A 16128-nucleotide genomic window follows, 5' to 3' on the forward strand; every position below is an offset into this window, starting at 1 on the left:
CGCTCATCCTCCCTGCTTCCGGCTTTCCTCGAGGATGAGGTCGTAGAGAAGCCGCGCGCTCGGAGGCAGGGCGCGCTCGCGTGCGGTGATGAGGCTGTAGGGCTTTACGTCGATCTTGAAATCGGTCGGCAGCACGCGCACGTCGGATGCCTTCGCATCCTGGCCGGCGAGGAACTGGGCAACATCCAGCGCCACGGGTGCGATCGCGTCCGTCTCGCAGATGATCGCGCAGGTGAGCAGCAAGGAAGACGTATTGACGATATTTTCCGGCAACGGCACGCCCGCCGCCAAAAAGATATCCTCCAGCGTCCGCCGGAGCAGCGTGCCCGGCGGCTGGAACACCCACCCGTAACCATGGAGATCGGCGAGGCTGCTCGCATTCTTCTTGAGGAGCGGATGGTCCCTGCGCACGATCAGACAGGCTTTTTCGATGCCGATCTCGCGCACTTCGAAGAGTCGCGGATTAACGTCGTCGGGAATGCGGCCGATGATGAAATCGTGCCTGGCGGCGAGCAATTCCCGCGCGAGAACGTTGCTGGTCTCGACCTCAATGTTGATCTCGATGCCCGGAAACGCCTTGCGAACCTTGTCGATGGCCGGAACAACAAGGCTCATGGCCGGCGCTGTGACCGCGCCGATGAAGACGGAACCGCCCTTGCCGCTCTTCAATTCGCTGATCTCGCGGCTGGCCTCGCGCAATTCCAGCAGAATTTTTCGTGCACGCTTGGCGAGTGCTTGTCCGAAAGTCGTCAGCACGACACCGCGGGCGATTCGTTCGTAAAGCGGCGTCTTAACGATCGATTCCATTTCAGCGAGCATTCTGGAGGCGGCAGGCTGGGAGATGTTCAGGATCTCCGCCGCCGCGGAAATCTGTCCGCTATCTTCGATTGCGACGATTATGCGCAGGTGATTCAGCTTCAAGCCCGCACGCAGAAAGGCATCATCGCCAATATTATCGCTGTGGATATCGATCCGATCCTCGGAAATCGACCCGGAAACAATCGCCATGGTTGCGGCCTCCCATCCGCCTTCCATCAAAAGTAATACTTTTTAACGATATACCAAATTTGTTATGCACTTTACCACTTATTCTATTTGACAGTTATAAGATTCCATACGAGTTTGCGGCCGTGTGCTGGTTGGCACTCAACACGTGTGAGATCGTGGAGGAGACCTACTTCGTTTCTCACCATCTGAAGTAACTATCCAATCTACGGAACCTGCCACAGTTTCGTGGCGGGCGACTATTCGTCCGCCGTCTATTAACAAGGGAGAGAGAAATGAAATCCATTATCTCATTGATGGCTGCGGCCGCCTTCGGCGTCGCTTCATTCGTTATGCCGGCACTGGCGCAGGACAAGGGGACCGTCGGCATCGCAATGCCCACGAAGTCTTCCGCTCGCTGGATCGACGACGGCAACAACATCGTCAAGCAGCTTGAGGCAGCGGGCTACGGCACCGACCTGCAGTATGCAGACGACGACATTCCGAACCAGCTGTCTCAGATCGAGAACATGGTCACCAAGGGCGTTAAGGTTCTCGTCATCGCCGCCATCGACGGCACGACGCTTTCCGACGTTCTCCAGAAGGCTCATGACGCCGGCATCAAGGTCATCGCCTACGACCGCCTGATCCGCGACTCGGCCAACGTTGACTACTATGCAACGTTCGACAACTTCCAGGTTGGCGTTCTGCAGGCAACCTCCATCGTTGACGCCCTCGGCCTCAAGGATGGCAAGGGTCCGTTCAACATCGAACTCTTCGGCGGTTCGCCGGACGACAACAACGCCTTCTTCTTCTACGACGGCGCAATGTCTATCCTGCAGCCCTACATCGACAGCGGCAAGCTCGTCGTGAAGTCCGGCCAGACCGGCATGGACAAGGTCGGCACGCTGCGTTGGGACGCGGCAACGGCCCAGGCCCGCATGGACAACCTGCTCTCGGCTAACTACACCGACGCCAAGGTCGACGCCGTCCTGTCTCCGTACGACGGTCTCTCCATCGGCATCATCTCGTCGCTGAAGGGCGTCGGCTACGGCACCCCAGATCAGCCGCTCCCGGTCGTTTCCGGCCAGGACGCTGAAGTTCCGTCCGTGAAGTCGATCATTGCTGGCGAACAGCACTCGACAGTCTTCAAGGACACGCGCGAACTCGCCAAGGTCACCGTTGCAATGGTTGACGCTGTCATGTCCGGCAAGGAGCCGGAAGTCAACGACACGAAGACCTACGACAACGGCGTCAAGGTTGTTCCGTCTTACCTGTTGAAGCCGGTAGCGGTCGACAAGACCAACTACGAGAAGGTTCTCGTCGAAGGCGGTTACTACACGGCTGACCAGCTGAAGTAACTGTACCAAGTTGGCCGGAATCCGCTGGTTGCGGGTTCCGGTCTTCACTTTTATGATCGTCGCGCCGAATTTCCGGCTGTTGGCGTTGGATTTTGACTATGGACAATACAATCCTCGAAATGCGGAACATCACCAAGACGTTCCCGGGCGTAAAAGCGCTTGAGAACGTGAACCTTAAGGTTCGTCAGGGTGAAATTCACGCATTGGTGGGCGAGAACGGGGCCGGAAAATCGACCCTCATGAAAGTTCTCTCCGGCGTTTACCCGGCCGGCACGTACGATGGCGAGATCGTCTACGAAGGCGACGTCCGCAACTTCAAGGTCCTGAAGGATTCGGAAGAAATCGGCATCGTCATCATCCATCAGGAGCTGGCGCTCGTGCCGCTTCTGTCGATCGGCGAGAATATCTTCCTCGGCAATGAGAATGCCAAGAGTGGCATCATCAGCTGGCAGGAAACGTTCAACCGCACGCGGCAGCTGCTCGCAAAAGTCGGCCTGCGCGAATCTCCGGACACGCTTGTCACCGACATCGGCGTCGGCAAGCAGCAACTCGTCGAGATTGCCAAGGCGTTGTCGAAGAGCGTGAAGCTCCTGATCCTCGACGAACCGACGGCATCGCTCAACGAAAGCGACTCAGATGCGCTGCTGAACCTGCTGATCGAGTTCCGCAACCAGGGCCTCACCTCGATCATCATCACCCACAAGCTGAATGAAGTGCGCAAGGTTGCCGACCAGATCACGGTTCTGCGCGACGGCATGACGGTCAAGACGATGGACTGTCACACCGAAGAAATCAGCGAAGATATCATCATCAAGAACATGGTGGGCCGCGAGCTTGCCGATCGTTATCCGCCGCGCTCCGTGCCGATCGGCGAAACGATCCTCGAAGTCAAGAACTGGAACGCCTATCACCAGCATCACCGCGACCGGCAGGTGCTGCACAATGTCAACATCAGCGTCCGCAAGGGCGAAGTCGTCGGCATCGCCGGCCTGATGGGTGCCGGCCGCACTGAATTCGCCATGAGCGTCTTCGGAAAGTCCTATGGTCACAAGGTCAGCGGCGAAGTGCTGATGCATGGCAAGCAGGTCGATGTCAGCACCGTCCGCAAGGCGATCGACGCCGGTCTCGCCTATGTGACCGAGGACCGCAAGCATCTCGGCCTCGTGCTCGGCGAGAACATCGTTCACAACACCACGCTCGCCAATCTAGCCGGGGTCTCGAACGCCACGGTCATCGACAGCATCAGGGAATCCAAGGTCGCATCAGACTACCGCTCGAAGCTGCGCATCCGCAGTTCCAGCATCTTCCAGGAAGCGGTCAATCTCTCGGGCGGCAACCAGCAGAAGGTCGTGCTGTCCAAGTGGCTGTTCTCCGATCCCGATGTCTTGATCCTCGACGAACCCACCCGCGGTATCGATGTCGGTGCAAAATACGAAATCTATACTATCATCAACCAGCTCGCCGCCGACGGAAAAGGCGTTCTGATGATCTCATCGGAAATGCCGGAACTACTTGGCACGTGCGACCGCATCTATGTCATGAATGAAGGGCGTATCGTTGCGGAACTGCCAAAGGGAGAGGCGAGCCAAGAAACCATCATGCGCGCTATCATGCGCTCAGGGGAGAAGAAACAATGACTCCGGTCAACCCTCCAGCCGCCGAGGAAAGCAACGTCGTTTCCGTTGCCGACTATATCCGTGGCAATATCCGTGAATACGGCATGCTCATTGCGCTCGTCGCGATCATGGTTTTCTTTCAGTTCTACACCGGCGGCATTCTCTTCAAGCCGGTCAACCTGACGAACCTCGTTCTGCAGAACTCGTTCATCGTCATCATGGCGCTCGGGATGCTGCTCGTCATTGTGGCCGGCCATATCGACCTGTCCGTCGGCTCGATTGTCGCCTTCGTCGGCGCCCTCGCCGCCATGATGATGGTCACGTGGCAGATGAATTTCGTGGTGGCGGGCATTCTCTGCCTGATCATCGGCGGCATCATCGGTGCCGCCCAAGGCTACTGGATCGCCTATCACCGCATCCCGTCCTTCATCGTGACGCTTGCCGGCATGCTGGTCTTCCGCGGCCTGACGCTCTTCGTACTCGGGGGCAAAAACATCGGCCCGTTCCCGAAGGATTTCCAGATTATCAGCACCGGCTTCCTGCCGGGCAGCATGATCGACATCGCCGGAACGCCGGTGCAATCCACGTCGCTGATCCTGACACTCATTATTCCGGTCGTGCTGTTTTACCTTGCCTGGCGCCGCCGCAAGGTGAATGAGAGCCACGGCATCGATGTCGAGCCGATGGGCTTCTTTATCGCCCAGAACGCCGTCGTTTCCCTGGCGATCCTCTTCCTCGGCTATCAGCTTTCGACCTACAGAGGCCTGCCGAACGTTCTCGTCGTCATGCTCGTGCTGATCGCAGCCTATGCATTTGTAACGCGCCGCACGACGATCGGCCGCCGCATCTATGCGATGGGCGGCAACGAAAAGGCCACCAAGCTCTCCGGTATCAACACCGAGCGCCTGAGCTTCTACACCTTCGTCAACATGGGCGTTCTTGCCGGTCTCGCAGGCATGATCGTGGCGGCTCGACTGAACTCGGCAACGCCGAAGGCAGGCGTGGGCTTCGAGCTCGACGTCATCGCGGCGTGCTTCATCGGCGGCGCTTCGGCCTCCGGCGGTGTCGGCAAGATCACCGGTGCCGTCATCGGCGCGTTCATCATGGGCGTCATGAATAACGGCATGTCGATCGTCGGCCTCGGTATCGACTTCCAGCAGATGGTGAAGGGCCTCGTGCTTTTGGCCGCCGTCTTCTTCGACGTTTATAACAAGAATAAGGGCTAAGCGCTCCGGCGCCAGTCCTCGCATTTGCAGTCATGAGAACGACCAGTTCCGGCTCCCTCGGGAGCCGGAGAGGCGGAGCTTTTCCGCACCCAGCTAAAGAGGATGAAAGCCGTGCTTATTTCGCAGATCAAGGGTTCGAACGGAGAGATCATCGTCGCCGTGCGTGAGCCGGGCGGTGCAGCGAAAGCCGTGAAGAATGCAGGCAGCGTATACGCGCTGGCAATGGAAGCTGCAGACGCCGGCAAGTCGCTCGTTTCCATCATCGAGGCGCATGGCTATGGCGATGCCGTCGATCTGGAAAAGGCCTATGCCGAAGGCAAATTCCTCCCGCCGATCACGCATCCGGATGCTGCTCACCTGCATCTGACGGGTACGGGCCTCACGCACCTTGGCTCAGCGGCGACCCGCGATTCCATGCACAAGAAGACCACCGAGGCCGCGGAAGAAACGCTCACGGACTCGATGAAGATGTTCAAGATGGGCATCGAGAACGGCAAGCCGAAGGCTGGAGAAAAGGGCGTCCAGCCCGAATGGTTCTACAAGGGCAACGGCTACGGCGCTGCAGCGCCCGGCGCTCCCCTCGTCTCCCCTTCCTTCGCGCTTGACGGCGGCGAAGAGCCGGAAATGGCCGGCATCTACGTGATTGCCAAGGACGGTACCCCGTTCCGCATCGGCTTTGCGCTCTCCAACGAATTTTCCGACCACGTCACCGAGCGGATTAACTATCTCTATCTCGCCCACTCCAAGCTGCGTCCCGCAAGCTTCGGTCCGGAAATCCGCATCGGCGTTGCCCCGGAAGACATTCGCGGTACCTCGCGCATCAAGCGCGGCGACAAGGTGGTCTTCGAAAAGCCGTTCCTCTCCGGTGAGGCGAACATGTCGCACACCTTCGCGAACCTCGAATATCACCACTTCAAGTATGGCCTCTTCCGCGTCCCGGGCGACGTTCACGTCCACATGTTCGGCACGGCGACGCTCTCCTTCGCAGATGGCGTCAAGACGGAAGAAGGCGATGTTTTCGAAATCGAGGTTGCCGAATTCGGCCTGCCGCTGCGCAATCCGCTGAAGGTTGCCGCCGAGGAAAATATCGCTGTGAAGCAGCTTTGAATTTTGCGCTGGGCTGGCCGCGATCTGCGGCCGGACCACTCTGTAAAGGGTAAAGGAGGCTCGTTCAGCCCATGACCATTTATCAAAACCTGATCGCCGGCGAATGGACCGGCGCCGACGCCGTCGAAAACATCAACCCGTCCGATACGAAGGAGGTCGTCGGCCTCTACGCCAGCGGCTCCGCCGCCGACACCAAGAACGCGATCGCCGCCGCCAAGGCCGCCTTCCCGGCCTGGTCGCGTTCCGGCATCTGGGAACGCCACGTCATCCTCAAGAAGGCCGGCGACGAGATCATGGCGCGCAAGGACGAACTCGGCGCGCTGCTTGCCCGCGAAGAAGGCAAGACACTGCCGGAAGCCATCGGCGAGACGATCCGCGCCTCGCAGATCTTCGAATTCTTCGCAGGCGAAGCGCTGCGCCTTGCCGGCGAAGTCGTGCCCTCCGTGCGTCCGAACATCGGCGTCGAGATCACCCGCGAGCCGCTCGGCGTCATCGGCATCATCACCCCCTGGAACTTCCCGATCGCGATCCCCGCCTGGAAGATCGCCCCGGCGCTCTGCTACGGCAACACCATCGTCTTCAAGCCGGCCGAACTCGTACCCGGCTGCTCCTGGGCGATCGTCGACATCCTCAACCGTGCAGGCCTGCCGAAGGGCGTGCTGAACCTCGTCATGGGCAAGGGCTCGATCGTCGGCCAGACGATGCTCGACAGCCCCGACCTTGCCGGCATCACCTTCACCGGCTCCGTCGGCACCGGCAAGCGCGTCGCGGTTTCCTCGATCGAGCATAATCGCAAGATTCAGCTCGAAATGGGCGGCAAGAACCCGATGGTCATCCTCGATGACGCCGATCTTTCCGTCGCCGTCGAAGCGGCGGCCAACTCGGCCTTCTTTTCGACCGGCCAGCGCTGCACGGCATCGTCTCGCCTGATCGTGACGGAAGGCATCCACGACAGGTTCGTGGCGGCCATGACCGAGAAGCTGAAGACACTGAACGTCGATCACGCGCTGAAGACCGGCACGCATATCGGCCCGGTCGTCGACGAGAGACAGCTCAAGACCGACACCGATTACATCGAGATCGGCAAAAAGGAAGGCGCCAAGCTTGCCTTCGGCGGCGAGCTGATCGCGCGTGACACGCCCGGCTTCTACCTGCAGCCGACGCTGTTCACCGAAGCGACCAACCAGATGCGCATTTCCCGCGAGGAAATCTTCGGACCTGTGGCATCGGTCATCCGCGTCAAGGATTACGAAGAGGCACTGGCTGTCGCCAACGACACGCCGTTCGGCCTGTCGTCGGGCATCGCGACCACCAGCCTCAAGCACGCGACGCACTTCAAGCGCAATGCCGAAGCCGGCATGGTCATGGTCAACCTGCCGACCGCCGGCGTCGACTTCCATGTTCCCTTCGGCGGACGCAAGGGCTCGTCCTACGGCTCGCGCGAGCAGGGCAAATACGCCGCCGAATTCTTCACAACCGTCAAGACCGCTTACACCCTGGCGTAACGACATCATCGGCTTCCGGGTCGCGCGAGGCGAACTGGAAGCCGTGAAGGACAGAGACTATGAAAAAGAAAGCTGAATGGCCGCGTAAGCTGCGGTCGCAGGAATGGTACGGCGGCACGAGCCGAGACGTGATCTATCACCGCGGCTGGCTGAAGAACCAAGGGTATCCACACGACCTGTTCGACGGACGGCCGGTTATCGGCATCCTCAACACTTGGTCGGATCTGACGCCGTGCAACGGTCATTTGCGAGAGCTCGCCGAGAAGGTGAAGGCGGGCGTATGGGAAGCAGGCGGCTTCCCGGTCGAGGTGCCGGTGTTCTCGGCATCCGAAAACACCTTTCGCCCGACGGCGATGATGTATCGCAACCTTGCCGCGCTCGCGGTGGAGGAGGCGATCCGGGGCCAACCCATCGATGGCTGCGTGCTGATGGTCGGCTGCGACAAGACCACGCCGTCGCTTCTCATGGGGGCAGCTTCCTGCGACTTGCCCTCGATCGTCGTCACGGGTGGGCCGATGCTGAACGGCTATTTCCGCGGTGAACGCGTCGGCTCAGGCACGCATCTGTGGAAGTTTTCCGAAATGGTGAAGGCTGGCGAGATGACGCAGGCCGAGTTCCTCGAGGCGGAGGCCTCGATGAGCCGTTCGTCGGGCACCTGCAACACCATGGGCACCGCCTCTACCATGGCTTCCATGGCCGAGGCGCTCGGCATGGCGCTTTCCGGCAACGCCGCGATCCCGGCAGTCGATTCCCGCCGCAAGGTGATGGCACAGCTCACCGGCCGGCGTATCGTTCAGATGGTTAAGGACGATCTGAAGCCCTCTGACATCATGACGAAAGAGGCCTTCGAGAACGCCATCCGCACCAATGCGGCTATCGGTGGATCGACCAACGCTGTCATCCACCTGCTCGCCATGGCCGGCCGGGTCGGCGTCGATCTTTCGCTGGACGATTGGGACCGCTGCGGCCGCGAGGTCCCGACCATCGTCAACCTGATGCCGTCGGGCAAGTACCTTATGGAGGAGTTCTTCTATGCCGGCGGCCTGCCGGTGGTGCTGAAGCGCCTCGGCGAGGCGGACCTCCTGCACAAGGACGCGCTGACGGTATCCGGCGAAACCATGTGGGATGAGGTCAAGGACGTCGTCAACTGGAACGAGGATGTGATCCTGCCTGCCGAAAGGGCACTGACCTCTTCGGGCGGCATCGTCGTGCTGCGCGGCAATCTGGCGCCGAAGGGCGCGGTGCTGAAGCCTTCGGCCGCCTCCCCGCATCTGATGGTGCACCGTGGCAGGGCGGTCGTGTTCGAGGACATCGACGACTACAAGGCCAAGATCAACGACGACAGCCTCGACATCGACGAAACCTGTGTCATGGTCATGAAGAACTGTGGACCAAGGGGCTATCCGGGCATGGCCGAGGTCGGCAACATGGGCCTGCCGCCCAAGGTGCTCAAGAAGGGCATCACCGACATGGTGCGCATCTCCGACGCCCGCATGTCCGGAACGGCCTACGGCACCGTCGTGCTGCACACCTCCCCGGAAGCGGCGGTCGGCGGGCCGCTCGCGGTGGTGAAAAACGGCGACATGATCGAGATGGACGTGCCGAACCGTCGTCTGCATCTCGACATTTCTGAGGAGGAGCTGGCCCGGCGGCTCGCCGAATGGCAGCCGAACCATGATCTGCCGACGTCCGGCTATGCCTGGCTGCACCAGCAGCATGTCGAAGGGGCCGATACCGGCGCCGACCTCGACTTCCTCAAGGGATGTCGCGGAAACGCGGTCGGCAAGGACAGCCACTAGCGGAGCGCATCGAGACAGCAAATCGATGAGGCGGGGTGAAGCCCGCCTTTTTCGTTGGTTGGTGGATAGAAAAGGCGCTTCAGCGCCGCGTCGCCGACTGCCATGGCGGCGCCGATCCAGGCCTTACGCACCATCCAGCTCGAGGTTTTCGATGAACTGGCCACGCGCCGCCGCCTGGTTCAAGCCGCAAGTGCCGTTCGAGGGCGGCTATGGCCAGCTTACATCAAACGGTCATACAGGCCGATAAGGGTGACGTCGATTTCCTGGTCGGCCCGTGCGGCTCGAAGATCCCGATGGACCGCGCAGCCCCTGGGGCCAAACGGTCACCAGCGTCAAAAGGCGGTACGAAAGTTCCGCCTTTTTCTTTGCGAACCGCATTTCTTCCGGAACGTTCTCGCCTCGCCGCCGTTACCGCGGTAGGGAGGGAACCATGCCTGGAGTGCAAAAATCGATTGTGCTCAGTGCCTTCAACAAGGATGAGCACGGTACCCTGATTCCGGCATTCGAGCCTCGGCAGATGAAGAGGGAAGAAACGGCCGTCTATATCGCCCAGACGCTCGTCAAGGATTATCATGGGGTCGTCGTCTGGTGCAGCGAGAAAAACCATGCCATCGGCGAACAAGGCCCATCGGTGATCCTGTTTCGCTCAGGTCTGGTGCCGGAATTCGAATAGCCACAGCCCTTATCGTATCAAAGCTCCGGGGCGGGCGAGGCAGGATGACCGTTTATTCCGTCAAGCACATCACGCATTATTCCTATAAACGGCCCGTTGCCTTTGGCCAGCACCGCGTGCTTTTCCGCCCGCGGGACAGCTTCGACCAGCGCCTTCTGGATGCAACGATGACGATCGATCCGGAACCGGCAGGAATCCGCTGGATACACGACGTCTTCGGGAATTGCATTGCGCTCGTGGATATAGACCGGCCGGCCGATCAGTTGCGGTTCGAGACCAATATTCGCCTCGACCACACGCCGCAGGTGCCGCTCGATCTCGAAATCGATCGAAAGGCGCTAACCTACCCTTTTTCCTACGACGACGAGGAGATGACGGATCTTTCCTGCACGATCACGCGCCACTACGAGGATCCGGGTGGTGCGGTCGCACACTGGGCGCATCAGTTCGTCGGAACACGCTCGTCGGGCCAGACAGGCCACGTCCTGATGACGCTCTGCTATGCGATCCACGAGAGTTTCGTCTATGCCCGCCGCTCTGAACATGGAACGCAGGCTCCGATCCAGACGCTGATGATGCGGCAGGGAACTTGCCGCGACTTTGCCCTGCTGATGATGGAAGCGGCGCGTTCGCTTGGCCTGGCCGCCCGTTTCGTCACCGGCTATATCTACGTGCCGGATCGCGACGGCTCGACGACGCTCGGCGGCGGCTCGACGCATGCCTGGTGCCAGGTTTATCTCCCGGGCGCCGGCTGGGTGGAATTCGATCCCACGAACGGCATCGTCGGCAACCACGATCTGATCCGCGTCGGCGTTGCGCGCGATCCTCGCCAGGCGGTTCCGCTCTGGGGCAGCTATGACGGAGCGGCGGACGATTTCGACGACCTGGTTGTGCAGGTCAACGTCACCACCCAACAGTAAAATATGGCGAAGGGTCTCTTCCCTGTGGAACCGAAAGGTTCTGCTGGCGTTCCTTGATGGCCTGCGGGCTTGCTGAACGAAGGAGCTTCCATGAAGATTCGCGCTGGTTTCACGATCGGCTATGAATGTGTGCAGCCAACGCCAATGCTTCTCGTCCTCAATGTCCACCCCTCGCGGCGTCCCGACCTTCTGACGGATCAGGTGCTGTCGTTCAGCCAGCCGATCGCGGCGTGGAACTACACGGATAGTTTCGGGAATTCCTGCACACGCATCGTCGCCCCGCCGGGACTGACCACGATTTCGACCGTGTTCGAGATCTACGACAGCGGCCAGCCGGATGCGGTGCCGCTGGATGCGCAGCAACACGAGATCAAGGACCTGCCGGACGACGTGCTCGTTTTCCTTCTCGGCAGCCGTTATTGCGATACGGACCGGTTGAGCGATTTCGCCTGGGCGACGTTCTCGAAGACGAAACTCGGCTGGCCGCGGGTGCAGGCCATTGCCGATTTCGTGCACGGCCATATCGAATTCGACTACCTGAAAGCCGATCTACTCCGTACCGCGCATGGTGGCTATTGCGACAAGACCGGCGTCTGCCGCGACTTCGCGCATCTTGCCATAACGCTCTGCCGCTGCCTGAACATACCAGCGCGCTATTGCACAGGATATCTCGGCGATATCGGCGTGCCGCCCGATCCCGCGCCGATGGATTTCAGTGCCTGGTTCGAAGTCTATCTGGGCGGCCACTGGCATACGGTCGATGCCCGGCACAACGTTCCGCGCATCGGCCGCATACTGATGGGAACCGGCCGCGATGCGACGGATGTGGCCATCTCGACCGCTTTCGGCCCGGCTGTATTGAAGCAGTTCGATGTCGTGACGGAAGAGGTGCCCAGCGATAACGACGCCATCTCCTGAACATTTTCACGATCAGCGGAAATCCCGTGCGGTGAGCGTCAGATTGTTTCCGCGCCGATTTGCATAGGCTCTGGCGGCTGCTTCCTGGATCGTAGAGCGTGCGGCGTCAAAGGCATTGAGACAGGCAAGCTCCGAAGCGTTCGCCGCAGCGGATTGTCCAAGCGCGGCTGCTTCGACGAGAAACCTGATTTCGAACATGCCGTCGTAGCCGGTAAAGCGTACAGCCTTCCTCGTTTCGTCGAAAGTACGGCTTCTGTTGGGAAAGATAAGCGTCATTCGGTTAGTCCTCCAAATGAGCGCGGTCAGCGCGAAGAGCTGCAGCGATCAGATCGCATTCAAAAGTGTGGGCACGCAGTTGCTGATTGAAATCGACGAGCTGTTCTGTGGCCAGCGAGGTCGGTTCTCCCCGCAGTAAAACACCCGCAATATGGGCTTCCTGCGCCGCGATGTGCTTTCTGTCTTCCGCCACGCGCCGGCGGGAAAGCTCCAGATCTTTCGAAGAATAAGCCATGGCTTATTATAGCACGGCTTTGAGCCGAAATCTAAGTAACGCCAAAATGAAAATCTTCCGATCTTCTTTTCTGCGAATAGTTTTAAGCCACGCTGGCCATCAGCTCTGGCTTTGCATCTGGCCCTGATCTTCGACCTTGACCATGACCGAGAGTTTCTCGCCCGGCGTGCCGATGCGCATGCCGGAAACAGGGGCTGCGTCGCGGTAGCACAGGCCGGAAGCGACGCGGACGTAGCGGGCATCGGGGCAGATGTCGTTTGCCGGATCGAAGCCGACCCAGCCGAGGCCAGGAATGTGCGCTTCGCCCCAAGCATGCGTCGCGGCCTGCTCCGCCTTTCCCTCCATCATCAGGTAGCCGGAGACATAGCGCGTCGGCACCTGCAGTGCGCGGGCCGCCGAAACGAAGATGTGGGCGTGGTCCTGGCAAACGCCGCTCTTCTTCTCCATCGCCTGTTCGGCGGTCGTGTCCGTGTTGCTGGTTCCAGGCTTGTAGTCGACCGCTTCGTGAATGGCCCCCATCAGCGCGTGCATCAGCGCGAGTTCATTGTCGCCGTTTACTGTCCGTATGAGTTCCCTGATGAGCCTGCCGGGCTTGGTGCGCGGCGTGTCGCGCAGGAACAGCCAAAGCGGGCAGAAGCCTGTATGCGGGCCGGTCACTCCATTGCGATCTTCGGTTTCGACTTCACCCTCGGCGACGATGCGCGTCACCTGCTGTTCGCCTTGCAGCGAGACGAGGTTCACATGGTTGCCGAACTGGTCGTCATACTCCACCTCTGGCTTGGCGCCTTCGACATGCAACGACCAGTTCAAAACGCTTTGACCGAAGGCTGAGGGCGGTGTCAGGCGCAGCCGCTGCAGCGAGAACTGCGACGGCTCGTCGTAGTGGTATTCGGTGACATGGCTAATCTTCAGTCTCATCTCATGCCCCGCTTATACGTAGAACCGATAGCCGTCGGAAATTTCCATGCCCAGCTGGTTGTTGCGATTGACGAAATCCTCAAGGAATTCGTGCAGCCCCTGGTCCATGACGTCCTTGATCTGCCTCGTTTGCAATGATGTCCGGATGGCGTCGGCGGTATCGTGGGCCGACAGCCGTTCACCACCGTAACTGCTCGATATATAGCCGAGGTTGCTGACGATCTTTTCGTAGCAATAGGCCAGCGACCGCGGCATCTGGCCATTCAAGATCAGGAAGTCGGCGATATTGGCCGCCTTGTACTCCTCATCATAGGCCCAGCTATAGGAACGGTGCGCTGAAACCGAACGCAGGATCGATTCCCACTGCACATTGTCGATCGAGGACCCCACCTGCGAGATGGATGGCAGCAGCACGTAGTACTTCACGTCGAGAATGCGGCTCGTATTGTCCGCCCGCTCGATGAAGGTGCCGATGCGCGCGAAGTTATAGAGCTCGTTTCTCAGCATCGAGCCATGAAAGGCCCCGCGGATAAGGCCCGCGCGCCGCTTGATGACATCGATGACCTCGGGCATTTCGGCCGCCTTGAGGCGCTTGGAAAGCAGGGCCTTGAGCTCGATCCAGCATTCGTTGGTCGCCTCCCAGGTCTCGCGCGTCAGAGCCGTGCGAACCATGCGGGCGTTGTTGCGGCCGGAATCGATGCACGACATCACGCTCGACGGGTTCGAATGATCGCGCAGCAGATAGTCGATCGCATCGACCCTGGTGAGTTTGGCGTGCCCTTCGTCGTAGGCTTCGCGGACACCCGCACTCTGCAGCACGCCATCCCAGTCGTCGTCGCCTGTGCCGCTTCGGGTCAGCGACATGCGCAGGCCGGCATCGATAAGACGCGCGATATTCTCGGCGCGCTCGATGTAACGGAACATCCAGTAGAGTCCGTTTGCAGTTCTTCCGAGCATCAATCCTCCAATACCCAAGTGTCTTTGGTACCGCCGCCCTGGCTCGAATTGACGACCAGCGAGCCCTGCTTCAGCGCGACGCGGGTCAAGCCGCCCGGAATGATCTGCACCTTGTCGGAAACCAGCACATAGGGCCGCAGGTCCACATGGCGCGGTGCGATGCCCTTGTTGACGAGGATCGGCACCGTGGAGAGCGACAGCGTCGGCTGGGCGATGTAGTTGTTCGGTCGGGCCTTCAGCTTTTCGGCAAAATCGGCCCGCTCCTTTTTCGAGGCCGTCGGGCCGACCAGCATGCCGTAGCCCCCGGAGCCATGCACCTCTTTCACGACGAGTTCTTCGAGGTGTTCCAGCACATATTTGAGGCTGTCGGCCTCCGAGCAGCGCCAGGTCGGCACGTTTTCGAGAAGCGCCTTCCGGCCGGTATAGAACTCGACGATCTCCGGCATGTAGGAATAGATCGCCTTGTCGTCGCAGATGCCGGTGCCCGGCGCATTGGCGATGGTGATGTTGCCGGAGCGGTAGACATCCATGATGCCCGGAATGCCGAGGGCGGAATCGGCACGGAATGTCAGCGGATCGAGGAAGTCGTCATCGACGCGGCGATAAAGCACGTCGATCGCCTCATAGCCGCGGGTCGTGCGCATCTTCACCTTGCCGTCGATGACGCGCAGATCCGCCCCCTCCACCAGTTCCACGCCCATCATGTCGGCGAGGAACGAATGCTCGTAATAAGCGGAATTGTAGATGCCGGGCGTCAGCACGGCGACGCGCGGCTTGCCCTTGCAGCCGGGAGGGGCGAGCGAGGCAAGCGATTGGCGCAGCAGATACGGGTAGTCCTCGACGCGCTGGACCTTGTTCTCGTGGAAGAGTTCCGGAAACATCTGCATCATGGTTTCCCGGTTTTCCAGCATATAGCTGACGCCGGACGGTGTGCGGGCATTGTCTTCCAGCACGTAGAACTGATCCTCGCCGGTGCGCACGATGTCGGTGCCGACGATATGCGTATAGACGCCGCCGGGGGGGCGGAAGCCGATCATCTCGGAAAGAAACGTATCGTTCTTCTCGATCAGCTCACGCGGAATGCGGCCGGCGCGGATGATCTCCTGCTTGTGGTAGATGTCGTCCAGGAAGGCATTCAGCGCAATCACGCGCTGCTCGATGCCCTGAGCGAGCTTCCGCCATTCGCGGCCGGAAATGATGCGCGGGATGATGTCGAAGGGAATGAGCTTCTCGGAGGAATCCGCATGTCCGTAAACTGCGAAGGTGATGCCGGTTTTCCGGAAGATGTTTTCCGCGTCGCGAGATTTGGCAATCAGATGCGCCCTGTCCTGGGCATTGTACCACTCGAAATATTTCTCATATGGCTGACGGGGATTTTCATCCCCGGTGATCATTTCATCAAATGCCAAAGGTGTGGCTCCCCTTCTTTTTGTTCATTTGAATACAATGCAAAAGGCAATGCAAGAACCATGCACAGTTCGAAGAGAAGATTCCTAAAATCCTCCTCGGCGCCAAAAACAGCCGAAAAACCGGGCATTTAGGCGGCTGCATCGCGAGGGCCTGGACGGCCGGTCGAGCGAGCACGACCAAAAAGTGGGCATGTGATTATTTTCCGCCCGCCCCGTCGAGGCAA

General features: G+C 59.9%; 15 protein-coding genes. 9 read left to right on the top strand and 6 right to left on the bottom strand.

What is annotated here, in order from left to right:
- Nucleotides 1-3: 3 nt before the first annotated feature.
- The gene (locus tag ISN39_RS12185; RefSeq protein ID WP_194727663.1) at nt 4-1008 is read right to left on the bottom strand and encodes a LysR family transcriptional regulator; all 1005 of its coding nucleotides are present in this window, start codon (nt 1006-1008) and stop codon (nt 4-6) included.
- Nucleotides 1009-1280: 272 nt separating this feature from the next.
- Here ISN39_RS12185 and chvE point away from each other — a divergent pair, with 272 nt between their 5' ends.
- The 9 genes from chvE (at nt 1281) to ISN39_RS12235 (ending at nt 12109) form a co-directional block, all read left to right on the top strand.
- Complete coding sequence (chvE, locus tag ISN39_RS12190; RefSeq protein WP_074069150.1) at nt 1281-2345, top strand: multiple monosaccharide ABC transporter substrate-binding protein; 1065 nt, start codon at nt 1281-1283, stop codon at nt 2343-2345.
- A gap of 98 nt (nt 2346-2443) precedes the next feature.
- Entirely contained in the window at nt 2444-3982 is a 1539-nt protein-coding gene (mmsA, locus tag ISN39_RS12195; RefSeq protein ID WP_074069151.1) for a multiple monosaccharide ABC transporter ATP-binding protein, read from the top strand.
- The gene (mmsB, locus tag ISN39_RS12200; protein ID WP_022717091.1) at nt 3979-5187 is read left to right on the top strand and encodes a multiple monosaccharide ABC transporter permease; all 1209 of its coding nucleotides are present in this window, start codon (nt 3979-3981) and stop codon (nt 5185-5187) included. The genes mmsA and mmsB overlap by 4 nt, the downstream gene beginning before the upstream one ends.
- Nucleotides 5188-5298: 111 nt before the next feature.
- The gene (araD1, locus tag ISN39_RS12205; protein WP_194727664.1) at nt 5299-6294 is read left to right on the top strand and encodes an AraD1 family protein; all 996 of its coding nucleotides are present in this window, start codon (nt 5299-5301) and stop codon (nt 6292-6294) included.
- Between the two features lie 71 nt (nt 6295-6365).
- Nucleotides 6366-7799 carry an aldehyde dehydrogenase family protein gene (locus ISN39_RS12210; protein ID WP_194727665.1) on the top strand — a complete coding sequence of 478 codons (1434 nt, stop codon included), beginning with the start codon at nt 6366-6368 and terminating at the stop codon, nt 7797-7799.
- Between the two features lie 59 nt (nt 7800-7858).
- Nucleotides 7859-9598 (top strand): L-arabinonate dehydratase, encoded by a 1740-nt coding sequence (gene araD, locus ISN39_RS12215; RefSeq protein WP_194727666.1) that lies wholly within the window; start codon nt 7859-7861, stop codon nt 9596-9598.
- Nucleotides 9599-10028: 430 nt separating this feature from the next.
- Nucleotides 10029-10271 carry a hypothetical protein gene (locus ISN39_RS12225; RefSeq protein WP_194727668.1) on the top strand — a complete coding sequence of 81 codons (243 nt, stop codon included), beginning with the start codon at nt 10029-10031 and terminating at the stop codon, nt 10269-10271.
- Nucleotides 10272-10315: 44 nt separating this feature from the next.
- On the top strand, nt 10316-11191 hold the full coding sequence (locus tag ISN39_RS12230) for a transglutaminase family protein (RefSeq protein ID WP_194727669.1): 876 nt from the start codon (nt 10316-10318) through the stop codon (nt 11189-11191).
- Nucleotides 11192-11281: 90 nt separating this feature from the next.
- Complete coding sequence (locus ISN39_RS12235; protein ID WP_194727670.1) at nt 11282-12109, top strand: transglutaminase family protein; 828 nt, start codon at nt 11282-11284, stop codon at nt 12107-12109.
- A 12-nt stretch (nt 12110-12121) separates the two neighbouring features.
- On the opposite strand, the gene ISN39_RS12240 is transcribed toward ISN39_RS12235, so the two are convergent.
- The 5 genes from ISN39_RS12240 to ISN39_RS12260 form a co-directional block, all read right to left on the bottom strand.
- Nucleotides 12122-12385, bottom strand: coding sequence for a DUF1488 family protein (locus tag ISN39_RS12240; protein WP_074069159.1), 264 nt, complete (start codon nt 12383-12385; stop codon nt 12122-12124).
- A gap of 4 nt (nt 12386-12389) precedes the next feature.
- On the bottom strand, nt 12390-12620 hold the full coding sequence (locus tag ISN39_RS12245) for a hypothetical protein (RefSeq protein ID WP_194727671.1): 231 nt from the start codon (nt 12618-12620) through the stop codon (nt 12390-12392).
- A gap of 99 nt (nt 12621-12719) precedes the next feature.
- Nucleotides 12720-13538: a transglutaminase family protein gene (locus ISN39_RS12250; protein WP_074069161.1), complete on the bottom strand. Its 819-nt coding sequence runs from the start codon at nt 13536-13538 to the stop codon at nt 12720-12722.
- Between the two features lie 12 nt (nt 13539-13550).
- Nucleotides 13551-14495 (bottom strand): alpha-E domain-containing protein, encoded by a 945-nt coding sequence (locus tag ISN39_RS12255; protein WP_183922188.1) that lies wholly within the window; start codon nt 14493-14495, stop codon nt 13551-13553.
- Entirely contained in the window at nt 14495-15904 is a 1410-nt protein-coding gene (locus tag ISN39_RS12260; protein WP_022717103.1) for a circularly permuted type 2 ATP-grasp protein, read from the bottom strand. The genes ISN39_RS12255 and ISN39_RS12260 overlap by 1 nt, the downstream gene beginning before the upstream one ends.
- Between the last annotated feature and the right edge of the window lie 224 nt (nt 15905-16128).

The sequence above is a fragment of the Rhizobium sp. 007 genome, assembly GCF_015353075.1.
Lineage (GTDB): Bacteria > Pseudomonadota > Alphaproteobacteria > Rhizobiales > Rhizobiaceae > Rhizobium.

What these genes read in the sequence shown, in the direction of transcription:
- ISN39_RS12185 (WP_194727663.1), bottom strand. Translation starts at nt 1,008, where the DNA reads ATGGCGATTGTTTCCGGGTCGATTTCCGAGGATCGGATCGATATCCAC.
- chvE (WP_074069150.1), top strand. Translation starts at nt 1,281, where the DNA reads ATGAAATCCATTATCTCATTGATGGCTGCGGCCGCCTTCGGCGTCGCT.
- mmsA (WP_074069151.1), top strand. Translation starts at nt 2,444, where the DNA reads ATGGACAATACAATCCTCGAAATGCGGAACATCACCAAGACGTTCCCG.
- mmsB (WP_022717091.1), top strand. Translation starts at nt 3,979, where the DNA reads ATGACTCCGGTCAACCCTCCAGCCGCCGAGGAAAGCAACGTCGTTTCC.
- ISN39_RS12210 (WP_194727665.1), top strand. Translation starts at nt 6,366, where the DNA reads ATGACCATTTATCAAAACCTGATCGCCGGCGAATGGACCGGCGCCGAC.
- araD (WP_194727666.1), top strand. Translation starts at nt 7,859, where the DNA reads ATGAAAAAGAAAGCTGAATGGCCGCGTAAGCTGCGGTCGCAGGAATGG.
- ISN39_RS12225 (WP_194727668.1), top strand. Translation starts at nt 10,029, where the DNA reads ATGCCTGGAGTGCAAAAATCGATTGTGCTCAGTGCCTTCAACAAGGAT.
- ISN39_RS12230 (WP_194727669.1), top strand. Translation starts at nt 10,316, where the DNA reads ATGACCGTTTATTCCGTCAAGCACATCACGCATTATTCCTATAAACGG.
- ISN39_RS12235 (WP_194727670.1), top strand. Translation starts at nt 11,282, where the DNA reads ATGAAGATTCGCGCTGGTTTCACGATCGGCTATGAATGTGTGCAGCCA.
- ISN39_RS12240 (WP_074069159.1), bottom strand. Translation starts at nt 12,385, where the DNA reads ATGACGCTTATCTTTCCCAACAGAAGCCGTACTTTCGACGAAACGAGG.
- ISN39_RS12245 (WP_194727671.1), bottom strand. Translation starts at nt 12,620, where the DNA reads ATGGCTTATTCTTCGAAAGATCTGGAGCTTTCCCGCCGGCGCGTGGCG.
- ISN39_RS12250 (WP_074069161.1), bottom strand. Translation starts at nt 13,538, where the DNA reads ATGAGACTGAAGATTAGCCATGTCACCGAATACCACTACGACGAGCCG.
- ISN39_RS12255 (WP_183922188.1), bottom strand. Translation starts at nt 14,495, where the DNA reads ATGCTCGGAAGAACTGCAAACGGACTCTACTGGATGTTCCGTTACATC.